Raw genomic sequence first — 20317 nt, 5'->3', positions numbered from 1 at the left:
TATAAGGTCCTCCTTGTTCCCCGAATGGTTTAATAGCCGAAATGATTATTCAGGCTTGTGGTAGCTTCCGTTTTCTTCTGCTTCTGGAGTATATCCGCCCGTAAAATATTCGCTTTGAACTTAGTAGCGTAAACCTGCTTGTTATTCAAGTCATATATCTGATAAAAAAATTCATCCGCAATATGGGTCATGGTGCCATCAGCCTTCAACCGCACATTGGCTCCCACCTTAATAAGCACCTTCTCACCCGTGGTATAGACAAAATCCTTTACCGCAAGTTCTACGCCCAATTGGACAAGGTTGGACCCTTGGCTGCCCGCTACCAGATTGTTAGAGGATTCAGCGCCGCCCAGACAATGAGCGATAAGATGACACCAGGCTTCACCCAAACCGCCGATCCCGGAGTCGTCCCTCTTGGAATACAGACTTGCCGCCAAGTTGTTCGTGCTGTGGAAGGCGCTGGCTTTTCCCATCGTGTCATTCGTGGAATCGCGGCCGTCCACATTAAGGCTGGAACGGGAAACAATTTGCTGCTTCTCAATATAGTCATGTTTACCGAAGAAGAGTCCTCCCTGTACGCCAGCCGGGTCAGCTACCTTGAGCGGCAGGGCTTTGCCTGAGCTTGGCGGCACGTCGAATTGATCCAGTTCCACTTGCGCTTTATCCGCTTCCTTGTGGAGCATCTTACGGACAAAAATTTGCCGGTCCTTGGTAACCCTGAGTGTCCGTCCCCTTAGCTTTGTAATCATCTGGCCCTTCGTCTTGTCATCACCAGAGGTGAAGCTTGCCAAATCATTTTTCCTCTGTTTAGCTTTTAGTTTGGCGGCCAGCTTCTTCTGGAGCTTGCTTTGCTCTTTCTTCTTCTTTGCCATCCCTTCCGGGTCAATGAAACGGACAGGATTGCCGCCGACGAAAGCATACATGTTCAAACCGTCCGCCGTTCCGGCGGGATCGGCGTTAATCCAGCGTCCCAGCCAAGGCGGATAATAACGCGCTCCGTAGTAATACAGACCCGTGCAATCATCCCGTTCTTTACCGCTGTACCGATATTCCTTCAGCTGCACCTCCCGCTGGTCCGCACCCGTAATGTAGGACGTTCCTCCGTAAGGCAGGTACTCTTCGTAGCTGATCAGGCTTCCTTCCTCATCCACCTCCATCGTGGATGAGCCCAGGATGTCGCTTAATTGGTAACGTATCTGCCGTTTGCCTAGTGTATCGGTTTCACGTCCCGCATCATCCTTCGTCCAGGTATTCACGATGGCCTCAGTTCGCTCATCCCCCATGACCCGATAAGAATACCGCTCCAGAATCAAGGTCCGCACACCATTTTGGACTCGTGTAATTCGCTTGATTTCCAATCGGCCCAGATAAATTTTTTCTTGAATTTCGGTTAGTCCGTCGCTGATTTTGCGCTCCAGCACCTTACGGACTCTATGCCCTCCGCTGTCGTACACGAAGTAAGAACAGTCGGACTGGTCGCCCTCTCTTGCAACGATCGTCGCGTTAGCCAAGTTATTACGGTAATTCCACTGCAAGGATCTTAAGTGTTCCAGCGCCAGGAGGTTGCCGTTTAGGTCGTATTGCAGTTGTACCGGGACTCCCGTCTGGCTGCCTCCGGACAATTCCTTTAAACGGTTGGAATCCTCACAAACCTCAAGCGTTCGTGTCCAAGTGGCGGAAGCAGCCGCATGACGTGTTTGGATCTTATTGCCGGCTTCGTCGTACGTATAGGTCTCCGTATAATTTTCAAGCTTTTCCGCATCATTCAGGTGTGGCGGACTCACCGGCATCCATTGGCTTTGCTTAAATCCCGTCACATGTGTGTCCGGCAGAATCCCCGGATGCTGCCTGCCCCAAGCTTGAATCAACCGATAAAGGGCGTCATAGGTGTAATCGCTTAAGGGCTCCACGATTTGCTGATTCTGAAATACGGTTTGGAAGCTGTAGTCTCGTGACCTCGTTATATTTCCGACCGGATCCATTGTGTATGTCAGCTTCTGCAGAATCGCACTTCTCGCGATCCCCTTCGCGTCCGTGGCAGACCGGAAAGTTGTGAGTCCCAACAGCCTTTGAGTAGTCTCTTCATAGGTGAACGTTGTGGATGTCCCGTTGCCCCGGGAAATCAGCGTGTGCTGACCGCTTGCGTCGTACTGGATGTCCCCGATAAACGGCACATCGGGCTGTTCCGGGAAATCAGCCGCAACCTTCTGTAATTGTCCGCTCAAATTGTAAGCGGTCCGATATACCGTTCCATCCGCAGAAGTCTCCGCGATCAACCTCCCCAGACCGTCGTAAGCATACGAGGTGACGAAAGATTCGCTGCTCAATTGGGGTTGGCTCTCCCCGCCCCAATCCGGTTCTGACGAGTAATCGGCAAGCAGCGTCTGTTCCGTTTGCAGAATATGCCCCTGCAAGCTGTACGCTTGATTATGCGTCACGCCCGCCTGATCGTATAAGATGTACAGCTTGCCGCAAAGGTTGCGATTCTGAGCGTCTGCGACACTAAGACCGGCGCTGTCTCCGTAAATGTACTTTTCAACCGTCTGCCCCAATTGAAGATTGGAAGCATGATCTGTTCCGTCCACGCTGATCTGTGCGGGGCGCCGGAGCCCGTCATACAAGGTGGCCGTATGAAAGTCCCGGCTGTCCCATGTATGTGCGGGATCATCAAACATATTGTCCATTCCCAGACGTACACCGGCATCCCTGCTGTCTGTGCACAATAAGCGACCGTGCATATCGTAGGTAAACTGCACATCCTTCAGCATGCTGTCTTGGCGGATGCCGGCATAATAATTTCTGGCGTTCACCTCGTAAAGGACTTTTCCCTTACTGTCGTATCCCGTATATACAGGCAGGCAGCTCTGTCTCAGCAGCACCAGAATCTCATCTGTATAAGGCTGGATATCATCTTTTACAGTTAGCTGGAAGCCCGGAGCATACGGTCGGAACAGGGCTGAAGGTCTCCCGCGTCCGGCAACAGCATCCGTAATGTCCACATACCCTTGATGAACCAGCTCATTCCATACATCCGATGCGGTTACTGTACTTCCCTTCAGCATATCGTTGAACAAATCGCTTGAAGTTTCGCCCAAATTATTGTGCACTTGCATAAAAACACGTCCCAGATGATCTTTGATCTGGATCAGCGGTGTGTCCCGAAAGCGGTAAGTCTTCAGCAGTGCATCCTTCTCATCCATCTGACTCTCATCCGGTTGAGCCGGGTAATCCCGCATAAACTGCTTGTAATAATCGGAATCCGCGATCGTATCATTCGCATCGAAATGCGCTTCTTCCCAAGGCGTATATAGGGTCTTGGTATAGAAACCTTTGGGTGAATCCACACGGAAAACGCGGGAGAGCGGGTCATAATGGGTTATCGTTGGCGGAGGCAGCAAACTAGCCGTCTCTGCCTGTTCTTCATATGCAGGACCGGTTGAGTAGTAGGGCAAATACTGTTCAACGGGTCTTCCTTTATGGTCATATACGGTTCTCCCCGAGACGAGCCACCGTACGGCTGTAGTTACCGTCCGCGCATCGGCAGAAGCGCCGGTCTGCAGAGAATCCGATCTCTCCGCAACAAATGCTTCGCCGCCATCCGCCCTTTTCTTGGTTTCTATGACCCGGCCAAGTCCGTCCATATAAGTCACATTCATTAGAATCCGTGAGGACGTGTTACCCGATTCCTCCGATACACTAGTTTCCCGGTATAGTTCCACGGTGCGGTTCGGGCCCTTCCCCTGTCCCCAGGCGAAAACATCGTAATAAGTGAAAGAAGAAGCCTGCTGAAGATAACGTTCAGGGCGGGCCAGCACATCCTCAAATGAACCGTCGTTAATCGGTCGGTATTCGGTTAGATCACCATCACCTACACGCCGGTCCTGAAGAGTCCCGAATAAAGACGAAGCTATCACCATGCCTAAGGGATCATAGAGAACTTGAGCGATATTTCCGTTAACATCCGTCATGTATCCAGGCTTGATTACGTTGTAATCGAGTACAACAGACATCGAAGTGGAAACTGTCTCACTCACAAATTCGATGGTGCTTATGGGAACCAAACAATAGGGATCGTAGCTGAACTGCGTCCTGTGGAAGAGATTCGTGTTTCCCGGATTCCTCGTATTTTCCAATTTCCAAGGCAGGTAGAAACGATCATCCGTGCCCATGGCATAATGCTGTGTTAACCCCTGATTCCACCAGTACCCATCGAGCAAAATGTAACCGCAATCGTCACTCATCATCTTGTCGGTCAACTGTGATTCATAAATCTTGCCGATTCGATCAGGTGTCGTTACCGCATACTCGCTGTGATGATGCAGCGCAACGCCCGTAATTTGACCAAGAGGTAAAGCATCCGTCTGGGCTGCATCCCAATAATAATGTCGTTCCCAGGAGAGCAGTTCTGACTGAACCAAGCCTGCGGTTAATGACGTGCCATAGGGAATCACCTGCGTCAACGCGCCGGGTAATAGAGACTGCAAATCTATCAAATTAAAATAAGAGGAAGCCGGCAGTTCGATACCTGACAAAGCATACGACCGGTTTTCGGATTCCATCCCGAGGATACGAAACGAATCTGTGGCGTTCACATAGGATTTCACTTGGAGCAGCACTTGGAGCTGATGCTGTTCAGGCAATGATGGCGCGGGCGTTAAGCGGCGCGGATAGTGAATTTGAATCTTCTTGGTAATATGGCCATATGGATCCGTCTCTATGACCATTTCATGCTGCATGCGCGGATCGTTGGGATTACGTTCGTATTGATAGTCTATCGATTCTCTGGCATGCACGTACAACGAGGCAAAAAGAGCATCTCCCCGGCCTTGAATGAGCTTTACGGTATAATTGGTTTCGTGTACCGTGTACGGATGATCTGAGATACCGCCCGGCTGATCCAGTCCATACACTTCTTCACGCAGCGGATGACCTTTCAAGGCCGCATAGCATTGGCGCAGCGTTTCCCCGTCCGTACCGAGCAGAACTTCATCCAGCAGACTGTCGGGCATGACATAAGCCAATGTATCCTGGCTGTAGTATTGTTCATGAAAGTGCCGGGATAAGGTAGCCGAATTCAGGGAAGAACCGGTATGATACCATCTCTTCCAATAAACAGGGGCGGTCTTGGGAGATCCGAATTCGGTCGGACACTCTTCTGCGTCCCATTGCTCCACGAAACCGAAGCCTCTAAACTCCTTCTCCACCTGATCGTAATACCCCTCATGATACTTATATCGGGTCACAAACTGGTTGCCTGAGCAAGCCTCTGTCAGACGAACCTGTTCCACGACGTGCACTGGAAATGGAAGTACGGTTTCCCACCTGCGCCCCGCCTGTTTATCCTCCAGATAGAACTGAACCGAGCTTGTGTATTGAATATCCGTGATGACGCCTATGCCGTTATCCGTCCGGGTCAGGAGATTGGGTTTCTGTCCGCCGGAAAAGTCATAGTAATAATGCTTTACCGTATTCGTGCTAACCTTGGTAAAGAGGAGACAGTCACACCCGCTGCCGAGTACGTCAGCTAACTGAATACGGTCCCCTTCACCGAAAAACTCCGGCAGATAGATCGACACCGGCGCACTGAATGCATTCCCGCCCTGATTGAAGTATAAGTCCGCCCGGTCCGGATATAGATATACGATATCCGTTAATCCCGAACCGTTCAGATCACCGAGAACCAGGCGGGAAGCATTGAAATTATCGTTGAAGTAAGGCGCTTGTTCCATACGGATGACAGGCGCGAACTGCCCGTATCCCAGGTTGGGCCAGTATTCTATACTGCCGTTGCGAATCCGGACCCGGTGTGAAAGCCCGTCTCCGACAAAATCTGCAAAAGTCACGACTTCATTCACACTGTCCGTCGAGCTGAGCGGGAAGCTCTCTGAATCACGTTCAGGGTAAAATGCACGGATGGGATCCCCATATCCTTGTTCATACATAGACGGATAAATCTTGATTTGACGATCCTCGAAGATGACCAAATCCGGTACGCCGTCTCCCTGCATGTCCGACATCTCTTTTGGATAAGGACTTTGGAGATATTCAAGCGGGAAGCTTGTGAATGGCTGCAGACCGCTCCATGAGCGTCCGTATTCCGTTTCGTAGAAGCCCGCCCATTGTGAACCGGCAACGACCAAATCCATGACACCGTCGCCATCCAGACTTGTTAGCGTGAATGACCTGGAATCAGGAGCGGACTCCTCCGTTAACGGGAACGATTCAGGGACTCGCGGGCTGTGATAGATTCCGTCCCCTTTCGGTTCCCAGTAAGTGGCCGCATTAGAGCGGACTTGCAGGATACCCGACAATCCTTCGCCGTATAAGTCGGTAAATTCATAGGCTGAACCATCCAGATATCCGGGGATTGTATGCTGGTCTTCCGTTTGAAGGAGACTAAAGGTTTGCTGTTCCGGCTGATAGGGTGTGTATGTAAATTCTAAGGGAGGTGTGGAAAGAGTGATGTAGCTTCCATCTTCTTGTCTGCGGCATCCGATCATCTCGACCGAGACTAGACGGTTCAATTTTACAAGCGGATCGATAGAATAAGAGAATCGTGTCATACGGACCAGACAAGGGTCCGGCCCAAGCTCCGTAAATCGATGAAACATCAGAACCTGCCGGCAAAGACGGTGCATGCGCACTTCGAATCCGCCGCGGTATGTGGAGAAAGAATCAAGTCGTACCGGCCAGGAGGTTTGGGGGATGTGAGGTTTGCTGCCGGCCTTAATTAATGAATCTACGGAAGTATCGTATTCGCCGTAATCTAACACAAGCTGATAGGCGAATTTTTCTTCCTTCTGGAGATCCATATAATTGCCGTAATCGATACTGCGCAAATATATGGCTGCCGACGGGGGCCGATTCTGTTCGGACAGCGTATCCGGAATATTATCCTGGTTCTCGGTAGAATAGGTGTAGATTCGCTTATTGCCTTTCGCATCGACATCCTGCTCCAGATACCACTGATAAATTCGTGCAGGACGTGCTGGATCTGCTACCCGAGCCGTAGTGCTCTGGCCGTATACTGAGGACACGTTACTGCCGGATAGTAGCTTCCAATAGGAAGTCCCGTCGGCTTGCCATAATTCGATCTTCGTAAAAGATCCTTCCATGCGGTGAATATACTCTGTAATCAACCAAGTCTGTTCCCCGGCGTATTCTGTCCGGGTTAAGGGCTTCAGAGTGTCAGAGTCAAGCTTCGGGATGATTTCTTCGCCGTCCAGCAGGAACCGGTCCGTATCATCGTATTTAGGAATACCGGTATCGGTCCGCCTGGAGATCGAAGAAGAGGTTAAGGAGAAACCCAGTCCAAATGCACCGTTCCCGCTGCCGGAGCTGTACCCGAGCTGAAGCTCCGGCTCAAACTCGCGGCAGGGTGACGCATAGACAGGGATACTCATATGCATCGTGCCCGTAAATAAATCCGGCTCGAACGTCTCACCAATTCCTCTGACCGCCCCTCCCCCTTTAGGAAGAGTAAGCTCAGTTTTGGAGAATGACTCCGAACGTTCATGTTCGTCATTCAATGACTCGCGCTGCATTAGTTCCCTCCCATACCGTCAGATAAAACCGTGAAATCAAGTAGCAAGTTTTTTCAAAATTCGACAAAAAATGAAAATATGTCACGATTAATATAACAGAAATGAATATTCAGTGTATAGTGCTTTTCTATTATTTTGCCGGATAATAGATGTGAGTTTCTTCCCTCGTCGAACAAAATGAGATCCTTTTCTCATTGCCGGCGACCCTTTGATAAAAAGAGGTCAATAGCAGCATGACATCATCCTCTTTAACTCCATAATGACTTATATATCCTATTTCAGGAAAACCCGTTGTATGACTTAAATCCTTATTAGCAATCCGAAATCAGATACTGCCGGCATACGTAAAAAAGACCACTTGATGGACAGTAGATACCATTAAGTGATCTTTTGTATGAAGATGCTGGCTATTATACCAGCAAGTAATTTCTCGTGATCGAGTGCTCCGCATGGCTGATCTGATTCGGTGTGCCCTCGAACACCACTTGGCCGCCCTTGCTTCCTCCGTCCGGACCCAAATCTATGATCCAATCCGCCTGGCTTATCACATCGAGATTATGCTCAATGACGATCACCGTATTGCCTGCATCCACCAGACGGTTCATGATCTCCAGAAGGTGACCGATATCTGACATGTGCAGGCCGGTCGTCGGCTCGTCCATCACGTAGATGCTGCCTTTCTTATGCAGCTCACTTGCCAGTTTGATGCGCTGGCATTCTCCGCCTGAGAGCGTGCTGAGGGGCTGGCCGAGTGTAATATAGTTCAGCCCCACATCACTTAGCGCCTGAAGCTTACGCACAACTTCTTTTAACTGGAAAAAATCCAATGCCTGCTCCACCGTCATCTCCAGCACTTCAGCAATCGACTTGCCGCTGAGCTTGTACGCAAGCACCTCTTCCTTGAATCGTCTGCCTCCGCATACTTCGCATGGCAGCTTCACGCTGTCGAGGAATGCAAGATCCGTATACACAACCCCCAGCCCTTGACAGTTCTCGCAAGCCCCCTTGGAGTTGAAGCTGAACAAGCCTTGGCTCACCTTGTTCCCGGAAGCAAACGCCTTGCGCACATCATCCATAATACCCGTATAGGTTGCTGGATTGGAGCGAGTTGACACTCCCACCGCCGATTGGTCAATGACAATCGCATCGGGATGCTGGCTGAGGAATACGTCGTTAATCAGCGTACTCTTGCCTGAACCGGCGACACCCGTAACGACTGTCAGCACTCCGGCTGGTATATCTACACTCACGTTCCGCAAGTTGTGCAGCTTAGCATCCTTGATGGACAGCTTGCCGGACGCCTGCCTGCAATCACGCTTCAGCTCCAGTGGCCGCTTCATGTGTGTGCCGGTCAGTGTACCTGACTCCAACAGCCCTTGATAACTTCCTTCATACACGATGGCACCGCCGCGGCTCCCGGCATGAGGCCCTACGTCGACAATATGATCCGCCACTTTGATCACATCGGGATCATGCTCGACGACAATCACGGTATTCCCCTTGTCGCGCAGCTTCTGAAGCAGTCCATTTAACCGGTGCACATCACGGGGATGCAGGCCCACACTAGGCTCATCGAAGATGTAAGTGACATCCACGAGACTGCCGCTCAAGTGCTTCACCATCTTGACGCGCTGCGACTCGCCGCCTGACAATGTATCCGTCTCCCGGTCCAGCGTCAAGTAGTCAAGTCCGATATCCACCAGATGCTGCAGCCGCTCCGTCAGCGACTTGACGACCGGCGCGGCTACCGGATCATCAATCTCCCGGACGACTCGGATAAGCTGTCCGACTTCCATGGAGGACAGTTCCGCAATGTTCAGTCCATTGATCTTGCAGTGGAGCGCAGCCTGACTGAGCCTCGCACCGCGGCAGCTGGAGCAGGGACCTTCGGATATGTACGGCAGAACGGCTTTTTGTGTGCGCTCGGACTTCGATTTTACATCCTGCTTGATATATTTGTTGGTAAACTTCTCAATAATGCCTTCCACTGTAATGTTCGTTGCCTTACCGGCAAAGTCCATCTTCACTTTCCTTGCCTTGGCGTACAGCAGATGCTCCAGTTCCTCCTCCGAGTAATCACTGAGCTTCTTGTCCGGATCGAAGTCCCCCGACTGTATGATCATGTTCCAATCCCAGCCGTTCACCGAATAGTCCGGCAGCATAATGGCCCCTTCATTGAGCGACTTGGATAGGTCCAGCGCCTTGCTCATGTCGACGCCCAGTTTGCGGCCGATCCCGTTACACTCGGGGCACATGCCTTGCGGATCGTTGAACGAGAACATGTGCGCTTGTCCGACATAAGGCTGACCAATTCTCGAGAAAAGAAGACGGAGAATCGGAGAGATATCGGTAATCGTGCCCATTGTGGAATGGGAACCGCCTCCCAGCCGCTTCTGATCCACAATAACGGCCATGCTCAGATTCTCGATCGCGTCTGCATCCGGTTGCGGATACCGCGGCAAAAAGTTGCGTACGAACATGCTGAAATTTTCATTCAGCAGACGCTGGGATTCGGCGGCAATTGTATCGAAAACGATCGATGATTTGCCGGACCCGGATACCCCGGTGAAGATCGTGATCTTCCGCTTGGGAATGCGCAAGGATACGTTCTTGAGATTATTTTCCCTCGCCCCCGAGATTTCGATATACTCCTGATTAGATTCGGTCATACTTCACACCCTTCCGGTAATGTTTATTTCTACTCATATACACATTGTACCATTCATTGTGCAAAGAATGTCAGGCAGGTCACTCTATCCACCGTCAACAAAAACAGAATGCAGTTCGATATAAGATATTTGTTGGTCATACGCCCTATTTGTTTCTAGTGCATACCTTTCAACAATTATTCACATAAAATAGTTCCATGATAACAAGGTAATGGCGGGATATGAAATGGATGAAAATAAGAAAAGCTCTTTCCTGGGAAGTCACAGTGCGAATGCAGTAAATTACCACTGGAATATTTGGGATTGGGAAGCTTCGACAAAAAGAGCACTCTGTCCTCCTATTGAAAATAAATACGTTATTCCGTTTGATTATGGCGGTATTGCTGTATATGAGGCTCCTAAGGGCATCGAATTAGACATTCACCACCATCTACTGCCCTATAGATTTCAGCCCACAGGCGGCTATGTTGCTGTTATACCCTCCGGGCGAGTATGGGGACGATCAGGCTCTGTCCTATCACCGGACGGAAAGCTGATTTTCGACCTTTCGCCGGAATATGACGGGCAGCGCCACAGAATGCTGACCCCGGAAGAGCATCCCGCTTTATACTGGCGGAATGATCAGAAACTTCAGTATTTTCAAGGAACCGCTGCCGCTTTGACTTTTTGCGGGAGTTATAATTATTTTCATTGGTTATATGATGTACTGCCCAGACTAAGTATGCTTCAGACTCTTCAGAATCCCTATGACAGCCTGATTATGAACCCGAATCCGTACAGGTCCTTTGTTAAAGAAACGTTGACAATGCTCGGTATAAGTGAATCTTCCATTATTCGAACAGACGCTAATTCTAATATTCAGGCAGACCGGTTAATTGTGCCCTCCATCATGATGAATTCCCATTATCCGCCATGGGCTACCTCTACCTTGCGCAGCTTATTGCTGCCACAACGGGATTGCGCCCTTGCCACTCCAGAACGTGTTTATATTTCACGTAGAAAGGCATCCGTTCGCCGGATTACAAACGAGAATGAAGTGATTCACTGCCTTGAGGCATGTGGCTTCGTTTCCATTTGTTTGGAAGACTGGACGGTTGCTCAGCAAATTCAGTTATTCGCCTCCGCCCGAGCGATCGCAGGACCGCATGGAGCCGGATTGGCCAATCTTGCTTTTTGCCAGGCAGGAGCTCAGGTGATCGAGATTTTTCATATTCGGCATATTGTGCCGACGTATTGGATGATCAGCAACCATAACAAACTTGATTACTATATGTTGTATGGTCAGGAACCAGTGACCTCTCCCGATTGTTACCCTGGTCTGGAGGATTATTCCGTGGATACGGACCGTTTAAAGCAAACCCTGCGTTTGGCCGGATTAAGTTAACTTTTTATGCGAGTAAAAATGAAAAGAGTTTAACACCTTCCATTACGACTTGTGTGCTGTCCTTCGAATGAGGCTCGATAACGCATCAGAAGCTTTCTAACACGTATCCAACCACAGAGGACACTCTTTCCTATTAGGATTCGCCCCCCCTTTTTTTAAACGAACAATCCTTAAACAGTATGTTGTTTAGGGATTGTTTTTTTCGTTTCAGGATAATTTCTAAGAGAACAAGCAAATTCCATATATGATCAATTCAGAAAGCAGAAATTCACATGCATAGAATAGGAGGAATTATTCATGAAGAAGATGGTCTGTGTAATGATGACCGCCGTGCTCTTGGCAATACCGTTCACCTCCGCTTCAGCTCAAACGAACCCGGATACGGTTAAAGAAAAGGCACAGGTGTTGGCCTCGAAGATGGTATCCGATTATGGGGTGGGCGGGATACAGTACGCGATCCGGGATCACGGGTCCGTTGTTTTATCCGACAGCGCCGGTGTATACGATCATGCTACCAAGCAGCCGGTAACCAGAGACACGATGTTCGGAATAGGATCGGTAAGTAAAATGTATGTATCTGCCGCAACGATGAAGCTGGCTGAATCCAATCAAATTGATATTGATAAACCACTAACCACATACATCAAGAACTTTAAAATGGCAGATCCGCGATACACTAAGATTACGCCTCGCATGTTATTGAATCATTCTTCGGGACTTTACGGCAGCCACTATGGGAACAGCATGTTGTTTGATGACAACGATACCCAAAATCATGATGAATTGTTGGCAAAATTACGATCTGAACACTTAAAATCAGACCCCGGACAATTTTCGGTCTATTGCAACGATGGCTTTCAACTGCTGGAGCTCCTGGTTGAACGAGTAAGCGGAATAAGCTACAGCCAATTCCTTGAAACCTACTTCAGCAAGCCTCTTCATTTAACCTCTACCAAAACACCACTGGATTCGTTTGACAGAAATAAACTCGCAAAAACGTATCTTCCCGGGTTAGATAAGGCTTTACCCGTAGAGAATTCCAATGTCATCGGGACGGGAGGCCTCTACTCCACGGCCGAAGAAGTAAGTAAGTTCGCTGAGGTATTAATCGGAAATTCAACGGCGATTTTATCGGAGAAGTCAGCCATAGCTATGCAAAGTGATGAATATAGAAAGGGAATCTGGGTTCCCGAAGAGACCAACACCACTAATTACGGTCTTGGCTGGGATGCTGTCCGTTTGGCTCCGTTTGACGACTACGGAATCACGGCATTATCCAAAGGCGGAGATACGTTTATGTATCACGCCGTTCTGACTACCCTGCCCGAATATGATATTTCTATCGCAGTGCTTTCATCGGGAGGGACTTCTATTCACAATACGATTTTTTCATCGAATATTTTATTGGATTATTTGAAAACCAAAGGCATCATTAAAAAGATTTTGCCTGAAAAAACATTCCAGCCTCCCGTGAAAACGGATATGCCTGCTGACTTGTCGGCTTATTCCGGATTATACGGTACCGTAGGGACAACAATAAATGTGAAGATCAAAGACGGAGAGATTGATTTACCTGCTCTGAACGGAGGTTTTATACCGCCTCAAACCTATCTGTATACAGGAAGCGGACAATTCAAAAATAGAGAGGGCAATCTGATTGTAAGCTTTGACAAGGCGAAGAATGGAAAAACTTACTTAAAACTTAATGCTCATTTGAATTTCCCTGGATTAGGTCAGATCGTCATGGTCACCTATGAATTTCACAAATTAAATCCTAACCTGCTGAATCCGACCACTAAAAAGGTATGGGAACAGAGAAACGGGAAACGTTACTTCGCTTTGGATGAGAAGATCACTTCACTCCAGTATCTCAACCAAGCGCTCGTGTCCAAAGAAATCGCCGTTGATTCCGAGCAGGGATACGCTTCCGGAACTAAAATTGTTAGTGGGAATACAGCAGTCAATGCAGCTGCTATTCCGATTTTGAGTGGGAGAGACGCTTTTGATTTAAATTTTTATAAAAAGAACCATGAAGAGTATCTGACAATCAATGGTCAATCCTTTATCCGCGAAGATGCGATTGAGTCTTTTTCCCAGGGAAACTCCTCTATTCGCCGCATACCTTCCAACGGTCAGGCTGTCTGGTATAAGATTGATAAGAAATCGGCTAATCGGGAATTAACCGTCAAGACTCCGGACAGCGGCGGGTTTGCGGTATATGACGCGAAAGGAACGCTGGTGAATTTTTCAAAGATAAGTAACAATCATTCGGTCGTACTTCCTGAAGGCGGGAAAATCGTTTTTGGCGGCAAGAAGGGCGAGGTATTTAAAATTCATTTGAAAAGTAACTAGTCTTGATATGCTGCGATTTTTATCACGTTTATACTAGATGCGTTGCAGTATAGCAGCGAACAGCCCTTTCATCAAATGATCGGGCTGTTCTCCTCTTCCGGATACTAGGGTCTGTACCGTGCTTCATGATAACGATCAATCAATTTATTTATTTCCTCGGTGTTAAGGTGAGTATGAATACCCGGCTCGAACTGTTCAGCCGTTTCCGCCGGTGTTTGGCTCGTTTTTTAAAAAAAGTATTTTAATGGATGGCTCGGGTCACTTGTTATCGGGAATCATTATGAGCTTTTATTTTCCAATCAAAAAAACCTGCCGTTTAGACAGGTTTATCCGCACCTATTGCATGAACGTTCCCCGTTAGCTATAACGGCCGTTTGTTCATCTTATTCTTGAGTAACATCGTCACTGTTATATTCCAAGAGATCCCCGGGCTGGCATTCCAAAGCCTTGCAAATCGCCTCTAAAGTCGATAATCGAATTGCCTTTGCCTTCCCATTCTTCAGCACGGAAATATTGGCCATCGTAATTCCGACCCTCTCCGAAAGTTCGGTAACGCTCATTTTCCTTTTGGCCAGCATCACGTCAATATTGATTATAATCGCCATTGTTTTCACCTCAGACCGTTAAATCATTTTCTGATTTTATATCGATGGCTTCTTTCAAAAGCTTTTGGAGAACAGCAGCAAAAACGGCAATTACCAAGGAGACAAAAATCATACCCATTCCGATTAAGATGATCCCCGGGGCGTCGTCTCTCTCTGCGAGAAGATAGAACAAGGGCAGGCCAATCACATACAAGCCGCTGATCGCGAGTGCACAGGTTTTGATATTCTTTAACACGCGTACAGATAATTCCGAGAAAGCTTTGTTCTTGTCGATGTAGCCGAGCAGTTTAAAGGCTTGGTACAGAGCAAAATAAAAAGGGATCGCCGTTGCATAAAGATCCATGTAAAACAGGTATTTCAAATAATGATGATCTGGGTATAATTCTGCTGCAAAATTCGCGATTTCGGGCACTAAAAATATGCACAAAGCAAGAACAGGGATTCCCATCAGAATTACAGCTATCTTTAAAAAAAGCGTAGTTCCTCGTTCCATAAAATACACCTCACTCCGTTATGATCATCTTGAATTTATCACAAAATTTATCGTTTTTCAATATATTTTAATTGCAAAACAATGTGTATTACTTTTTCAAACCTACTTAATTTTCTGCAACGAATAAAAGCATTTCTCCCTACAAAGAAATGCTCGATAACTAATTCTATTCAATTCATGAAATTTCCATCTTAGGCAGGATAATTTAGGGGCACAGTTCATGGATTTTATTGATCAGGTCCTCTGCATTGTTATGAAAGACTTCGTTCGCATCTGTCCAGGCCGATCTCAAGAAATACGAGGCATGAAACCGCCAGCCCTGATGATCCGGATTAAACTCCATTTGAATTTCACGCCCCGGCTTTCCGCGGTACACTCTGGAACCCGGCTTGTGCCAGCTGCCGATTCTTGTGATCTTATCCGGATTCTGGCCTGTGATATACGTGAATCTGTCATTGTATGGAATGTCCTTCAAAAAAAATTTCGGACATCCCACCGCGAATACCCGTATTTGCTGAAAGCCGTACTTCTCTTCCAAATAAAGCCCGGCCCGATAAGCGATCACACCCCCGGCGCTGTGCCCGATCAGAATCAGTTGTTCTGCACCTTCTGCGTGCTCTCGGATGATTCGCGATACGTCTGCTACCCGCCGGGTCTGATCACGGGCCAAGTCATAGCTGACCTGAGGAAGCTGCTTGGCCAGCAGCGACATTAAGGAGGCACGTGTAGTACCGCTTGCCGTTCCATAGGGAAAGATGACTACGATTTTGGCATTTCGATATTTCCGGGCAACTTCACTGACCGCGGCTTCAAAATTATCCCGATACGTCAGGATACCGGCAAAAAAGAAAACGACCGTGCTGCAAGTGGTGGAACAGGTGCTTTGGGAGGATACGAACGTCTCAATCATGATTGTCTGGCCACCTCCTTCACGCTTCTCTCTCATCTAATGTGAATAAAGTTCGGCGTCCTCATAGTTACAAGGTCATGCCCGCATTATTTTCTCAACGCTTCAATGTAGATACGTTTAATCCCGGCTACGATATCCTCTTTGCTGAACCCGAGTGTTTTCTGCTGATACAAAAAGAGATCCGGGCTTAAAGCAGCTACTAAAGTATGCGTAGTCAGCGTAACATTGAGATGGTCCATTTCTCCTTCTTCAATCGCTTTGGAATACAGCTGAGAAATAATATCCTGCAAGTAAAGAAAAACAGGATGATTAAATTGTAATAATTGAAGCTCGCTGCTGCGGTTGTACTCGTTTTTAATAATAACCAGCATAGTCGCTTGATCGTCTAAATAATCCGCGATTCTATCAATTACTTCGCTCAATAAAGTAAGTGAAGTTACCTGTAAACCTCTGCTCAGGCGAAAGGAATCCAGGTCCCTCAAAAAATCCTGTGTATTGCTGCTCAGAATCGCCATACAAATTTCGCCTTTGTTGGAATAGCGGCGATAAAGAGTCGCCTGGCCGACCTGGGCCGCTTTGGCAATTTGGTGCATACTCACATTCTCTACGCCCTGCTCTTTGAATAAACGATTTGCAGCGGTCACAATCCTATTTTGATAGTCCGAATCCCGCTTACTTGTTTTGCGGACCTTTATCCCGTCTATTTCATTTACCCCGTTTTGCTCCCCGGCCATTGCGTAAGCCTCCTTGACTCAGATGCTTTTTACATAAAAACATTAAAATTGACAAAGCGGACAACTGTCCGTATTATTGTTTTTGCGGACAGTTGTCCGCTTTGATTATATCAAACAGTCGAAATTGCGGTCAATGAGCTTGAAGAATAGCAGGAGGAAACTAGAATGGGAAAGAACGATGCAACAGAAGATTTTAAGCTTAGAAGTATACTGGTTCCATTATTGGCAATTATCGCTGGGGTATTCATGGTTGTACTCAACAGTACCTCGATGAACGTGGCCTTATCCACATTATTGGTTGATTTGAATACGGATTTTCCGACCATCCAATGGACGGTTACAGGCTATATGCTCGCCCAGGCATCCGTAATCCCGTTAGCCGGCTGGTTATCGGACCGGTTCGGTGCGAAGACGGTGTTTCTGTGCTCGATTGCGCTATTCACACTGGCTTCGGTACTATGCGCCCTTCCTGACAGCGCGGGCTGGCTGATCGCATTCCGCATTATCCAGGGGCTTGGCGGAGGCTGTGTAATCCCTGTTGCCATGGCGTATGTGTACAAGCTCAGTCCACAGAGCAAGGTCGGAACAGTTATGGCCATGATGGGAATTCCGATTCTATTCGCTCCGGCAATCGGGCCTGTCCTCTCGGGCTGGCTCGTGGAATTCTATACCTGGAGATGGCTGTTCATTATCAACATTCCAGTGGGGATTCTGTCGATCATGCTTGGCTTAAAAACACTTCCCAAAGTAGAGCGACAGGCGGTAACAGGAATTGACACGCCGGGCATGATCCTGGCTCCTATTGCTTTTGCCGGCTTGTCCTACGGTGTCATCGAAGGGGCGAGCAGCTGGACCTCGAGTAATACGATCGCCGGTCTCATAATAGGCGGTATCGCTTTACTCGCTTTTATCGCCAGAGAATTAAGCACTCCAGCGCCACTGCTGGATCTTCGGGTCTTCCGCTCCATTGACTTTTCCATAGGAATTTTGGTGCAATGGATTGGGCAATTTGCGTTATTCGGAGCCATTTTCCTGCTTCCGCAATTTCTTCAGCAAGCCAGAGGCTTCGGAGCCTTTGATACGGGAATGATTCTACTCCCGCAGGCGATTGCTTCGATGCTGGTCATGCCGATTGCAGGTTACTTATTCGACCGGATCGGTGTACGCTGGCTGGTTGTCATCGGGCTGGGACTTGTCTCCGCAGCTACTTACCAATACTCCCAAGTGGATGCGACAACAGTCGGCAAAGATCTGATCGTTCCGTTGATTATGGCCGGTGCGGGAATGGGCATGATGACCATGCCGATGAATACTCATCTGTTCAATAAAGCTCCCCGCCACTTGGTCAGCCGGGTAACGTCGTTGACTAATTCCATGCAGCAAGTCGTCAACTCTCTGTCTGTCGCGGCGCTGGTAACGATCCTCTCGGCACGTGTAACATTCAGAACCAGTGAGCTCAAAGCTGCCGCGGCAGCCGGGACGACAGCTCCGACACCTGAGATGATTCAGCAGGCAACAGCCGAGTTAGCGGCTAATTCGTTCGCTGATACATTCGGTGTCATGGTGGTCGTGGCGATTATAGGAGCAATACTTGGCCTTTTACTGCGCTGCGGCAAAACTTCTCAAGAATCTCAGGCAGACTTGACGGTGGACAAAGAAATAAAAATATAGGTGTTTTCTGCACTCCAGGAAAACTTTATGGTAGAACATATGAAGTAATTGGAACAACGAAGTACCGGGTCCCTATATCATCAGGCCCGGTACTTAAATTTTATCATGGTTCAGCTCGAGAGCATCATCTATAATACAGGGTTGCTTGCTTCACGAATTATTTGCGCTTACATAAACTGAGATTGTTTTGGCCAAGCATCCTTGAGGCAGGCTCTTTTTCATAATTTAAGATAATCGGAAGAATGCAAGCGGTTTGCCGTAACAAAATGGACTGCTGATTTCATCTAATTCTTTGGTTATTTCTAAATCCAAATTAATAGATACACTCTTAAGATTATCTTCAAGTTGTTCTATGCGTGTAGCCCCTACGATAACTGTGGAGACAGCAGGTCTATCCATTAGCCATGCAAGCGAAAGCGCACTGGACGTATGGCCATATTCCTCTGCCAGCTTACTTACATTTCGTCCGAGTAAAATTGTTCTGTCATCAAGATATTTACCAAAGCTGGGATCTGTACTTGCTCTGGAGCTTGATGGCACCTCGTCTGTTGCACTGTACTTTCCGCTTAGAATGCCTCCGGCTAACGGAAAATATGGAATGATACCTACTCCCTGATCTACACACATGGGGACAAATTCATGTTCTGGTGTGCGATCCGCAAGAGAATAACTGATTTGATTTGAGATATACTGGATTAACCCTTTGTTCGTACTAATACCGAGCGCTTTCATCAGCTCCCACGCAGCATAGTTAGATGCTCCAATATAACGAACCTTCCCTGAACTAACCATGTCATCTAAAGCGCGAAGTGTTTCTTCAAGCGGTGTATGTGGATCAAAGGTATGAATTTGATACAAGTCGATATAATCTGTGTTTAAACGTCTAAGACTGCCTTCCAACTCCTGTTGAAGATGAAGGCGAGATGATCCACTTGCATTCGGTCCCTTTCCTCTTACTAATCCAGCTTTGGTTGCCAGCACCACATTGTGTCGCTTCCCGTCCAGAGCTTGTCCAATAATTCTCTCAGATTCAGAGTCTGTGTAAATATTAGCCGTATCAATGAAATTAATACCACTATCAATAGCATGTTGTATGATCTTAATTGAATTGTCTTGATCTGCACGTTTCCCAAATGCATTTGTACCCAACCCTAATACCGATACTTCGAGTCCGCTTTTTCCGAGACGTCGATATTTCATACTTTCCCGCTCCTTTGCAAACGATTTTCAAACGCATTGACTGCTTATCTGCCGTTAGCCGCTAATTGAAGTCCTTTTAATAAACGGGGATACTATGGCCTTTAACTCAATCAAATCATCTATGACTATATCTGCCTGAGCAAGTTCTTCTTCTTGTGCAAAATCAAATTTGCATCCTATTGCAACAAGACCGTTATCTTTAGCCGCATTTATATCCGACAGACGGTCACCTACTACTGCTCCATGGGTAATATCATATTTTTTTATAATACTTAGAACTAAGTCAGACTTATTTAACGATTGGATTTGCTGGATACTAAATGTTTCTGTAACCAAATTGTCCAGATCATAATAATTCACTATGGCTTTCAAATATTCCGTCAAACCATTGCTTGCTATATAAATGGAGCAATGATTCTCTTTTAAATAACTGAAAATTTCTTTAACATGAGGATATAACGCACCTTTTCCGCTTTTTATATTTCTAATCAATCTATTCAGAAAATACGCATCCGTTTGTTCTCTTATTTCAATGGTATGATCGGGCAGCAAAGCTTCCCACACTTTAGGTAATGGTACACCCATTATTTCACGGTATTTGTCAATGGGTGTTTCTTGATCCCATTTATTTAATGATCTTAAATAATTAAAAGTATCTTCAAGGGATACTTCTAGAATCTTATCTGTCTGAAACAGTGTACCATCCATATCGAAGATGATTGATTGAACCATTGTTTTCGCCCCTTTTCTCACTG

Annotated in this window: 11 protein-coding genes; 3 read left to right on the top strand and 8 right to left on the bottom strand. The window is 47.4% G+C overall.

All coding sequences use genetic code 11. From position 1 onward, the window contains the following. Window positions 1-29: 29 nt before the first annotated feature. Complete coding sequence (locus AR333_RS09595) at window positions 30-7544, bottom strand: SpvB/TcaC N-terminal domain-containing protein (protein ID WP_068775021.1); 7515 nt, start codon at window positions 7542-7544, stop codon at window positions 30-32. A gap of 410 nt (window positions 7545-7954) precedes the next feature. After that, the gene (locus tag AR333_RS09590) at window positions 7955-10213 is read right to left on the bottom strand and encodes an excinuclease ABC subunit UvrA (protein WP_068775020.1); all 2259 of its coding nucleotides are present in this window, start codon (window positions 10211-10213) and stop codon (window positions 7955-7957) included. Window positions 10214-10439: 226 nt separating this feature from the next. Here AR333_RS09590 and AR333_RS09585 point away from each other — a divergent pair, with 226 nt between their 5' ends. Together AR333_RS09585 and AR333_RS09580 are read left to right on the top strand one after the other, a co-directional pair. Next, complete coding sequence (locus tag AR333_RS09585) at window positions 10440-11597, top strand: DUF563 domain-containing protein (RefSeq protein ID WP_068775019.1); 1158 nt, start codon at window positions 10440-10442, stop codon at window positions 11595-11597. Window positions 11598-11894: 297 nt separating this feature from the next. After that, the gene (locus tag AR333_RS09580) at window positions 11895-13949 is read left to right on the top strand and encodes a serine hydrolase (RefSeq protein WP_068775018.1); all 2055 of its coding nucleotides are present in this window, start codon (window positions 11895-11897) and stop codon (window positions 13947-13949) included. 383 nt (window positions 13950-14332) lie between these two features. On the opposite strand, the gene AR333_RS09575 is transcribed toward AR333_RS09580, so the two are convergent. The 4 genes from AR333_RS09575 to AR333_RS09560 all read right to left on the bottom strand — a co-directional run bounded on the left by AR333_RS09575 (window position 14333) and on the right by AR333_RS09560 (window position 16691). After that, window positions 14333-14554 carry a helix-turn-helix transcriptional regulator gene (locus AR333_RS09575; protein ID WP_068775017.1) on the bottom strand — a complete coding sequence of 74 codons (222 nt, stop codon included), beginning with the start codon at window positions 14552-14554 and terminating at the stop codon, window positions 14333-14335. A 10-nt stretch (window positions 14555-14564) separates the two neighbouring features. Further along, complete coding sequence (locus tag AR333_RS09570; protein WP_068775016.1) at window positions 14565-15047, bottom strand: DUF2975 domain-containing protein; 483 nt, start codon at window positions 15045-15047, stop codon at window positions 14565-14567. A gap of 205 nt (window positions 15048-15252) precedes the next feature. Next, window positions 15253-15957 carry an alpha/beta fold hydrolase gene (locus AR333_RS09565; RefSeq protein WP_068775015.1) on the bottom strand — a complete coding sequence of 235 codons (705 nt, stop codon included), beginning with the start codon at window positions 15955-15957 and terminating at the stop codon, window positions 15253-15255. Between the two features lie 86 nt (window positions 15958-16043). After that, window positions 16044-16691: a TetR/AcrR family transcriptional regulator gene (locus AR333_RS09560; protein WP_068775014.1), complete on the bottom strand. Its 648-nt coding sequence runs from the start codon at window positions 16689-16691 to the stop codon at window positions 16044-16046. A 165-nt stretch (window positions 16692-16856) separates the two neighbouring features. Here AR333_RS09560 and AR333_RS09555 point away from each other — a divergent pair, with 165 nt between their 5' ends. Beyond that, a complete protein-coding gene (locus tag AR333_RS09555; RefSeq protein WP_068775013.1) occupies window positions 16857-18362 on the top strand; it encodes a DHA2 family efflux MFS transporter permease subunit in 1506 nt (501 codons plus the stop codon). Between the two features lie 225 nt (window positions 18363-18587). Here the strand turns inward: AR333_RS09555 and AR333_RS09550 are convergent, their stop codons facing one another. Then, the gene (locus AR333_RS09550; protein ID WP_068775012.1) at window positions 18588-19562 is read right to left on the bottom strand and encodes an aldo/keto reductase; all 975 of its coding nucleotides are present in this window, start codon (window positions 19560-19562) and stop codon (window positions 18588-18590) included. A 54-nt stretch (window positions 19563-19616) separates the two neighbouring features. After that, entirely contained in the window at window positions 19617-20294 is a 678-nt protein-coding gene (locus tag AR333_RS09545; RefSeq protein ID WP_068775011.1) for an HAD hydrolase-like protein, read from the bottom strand. Window positions 20295-20317 lie beyond the last annotated feature (23 nt).

Source organism: Paenibacillus sp. FJAT-26967, assembly GCF_001541095.1.
Taxonomy (GTDB): Bacteria; Bacillota; Bacilli; order Paenibacillales; family NBRC-103111; genus Paenibacillus_F.
The sequence above is the reverse complement of the archived record's forward strand: the minus strand, read 5'-3'. Positions and strand labels throughout refer to the sequence as shown.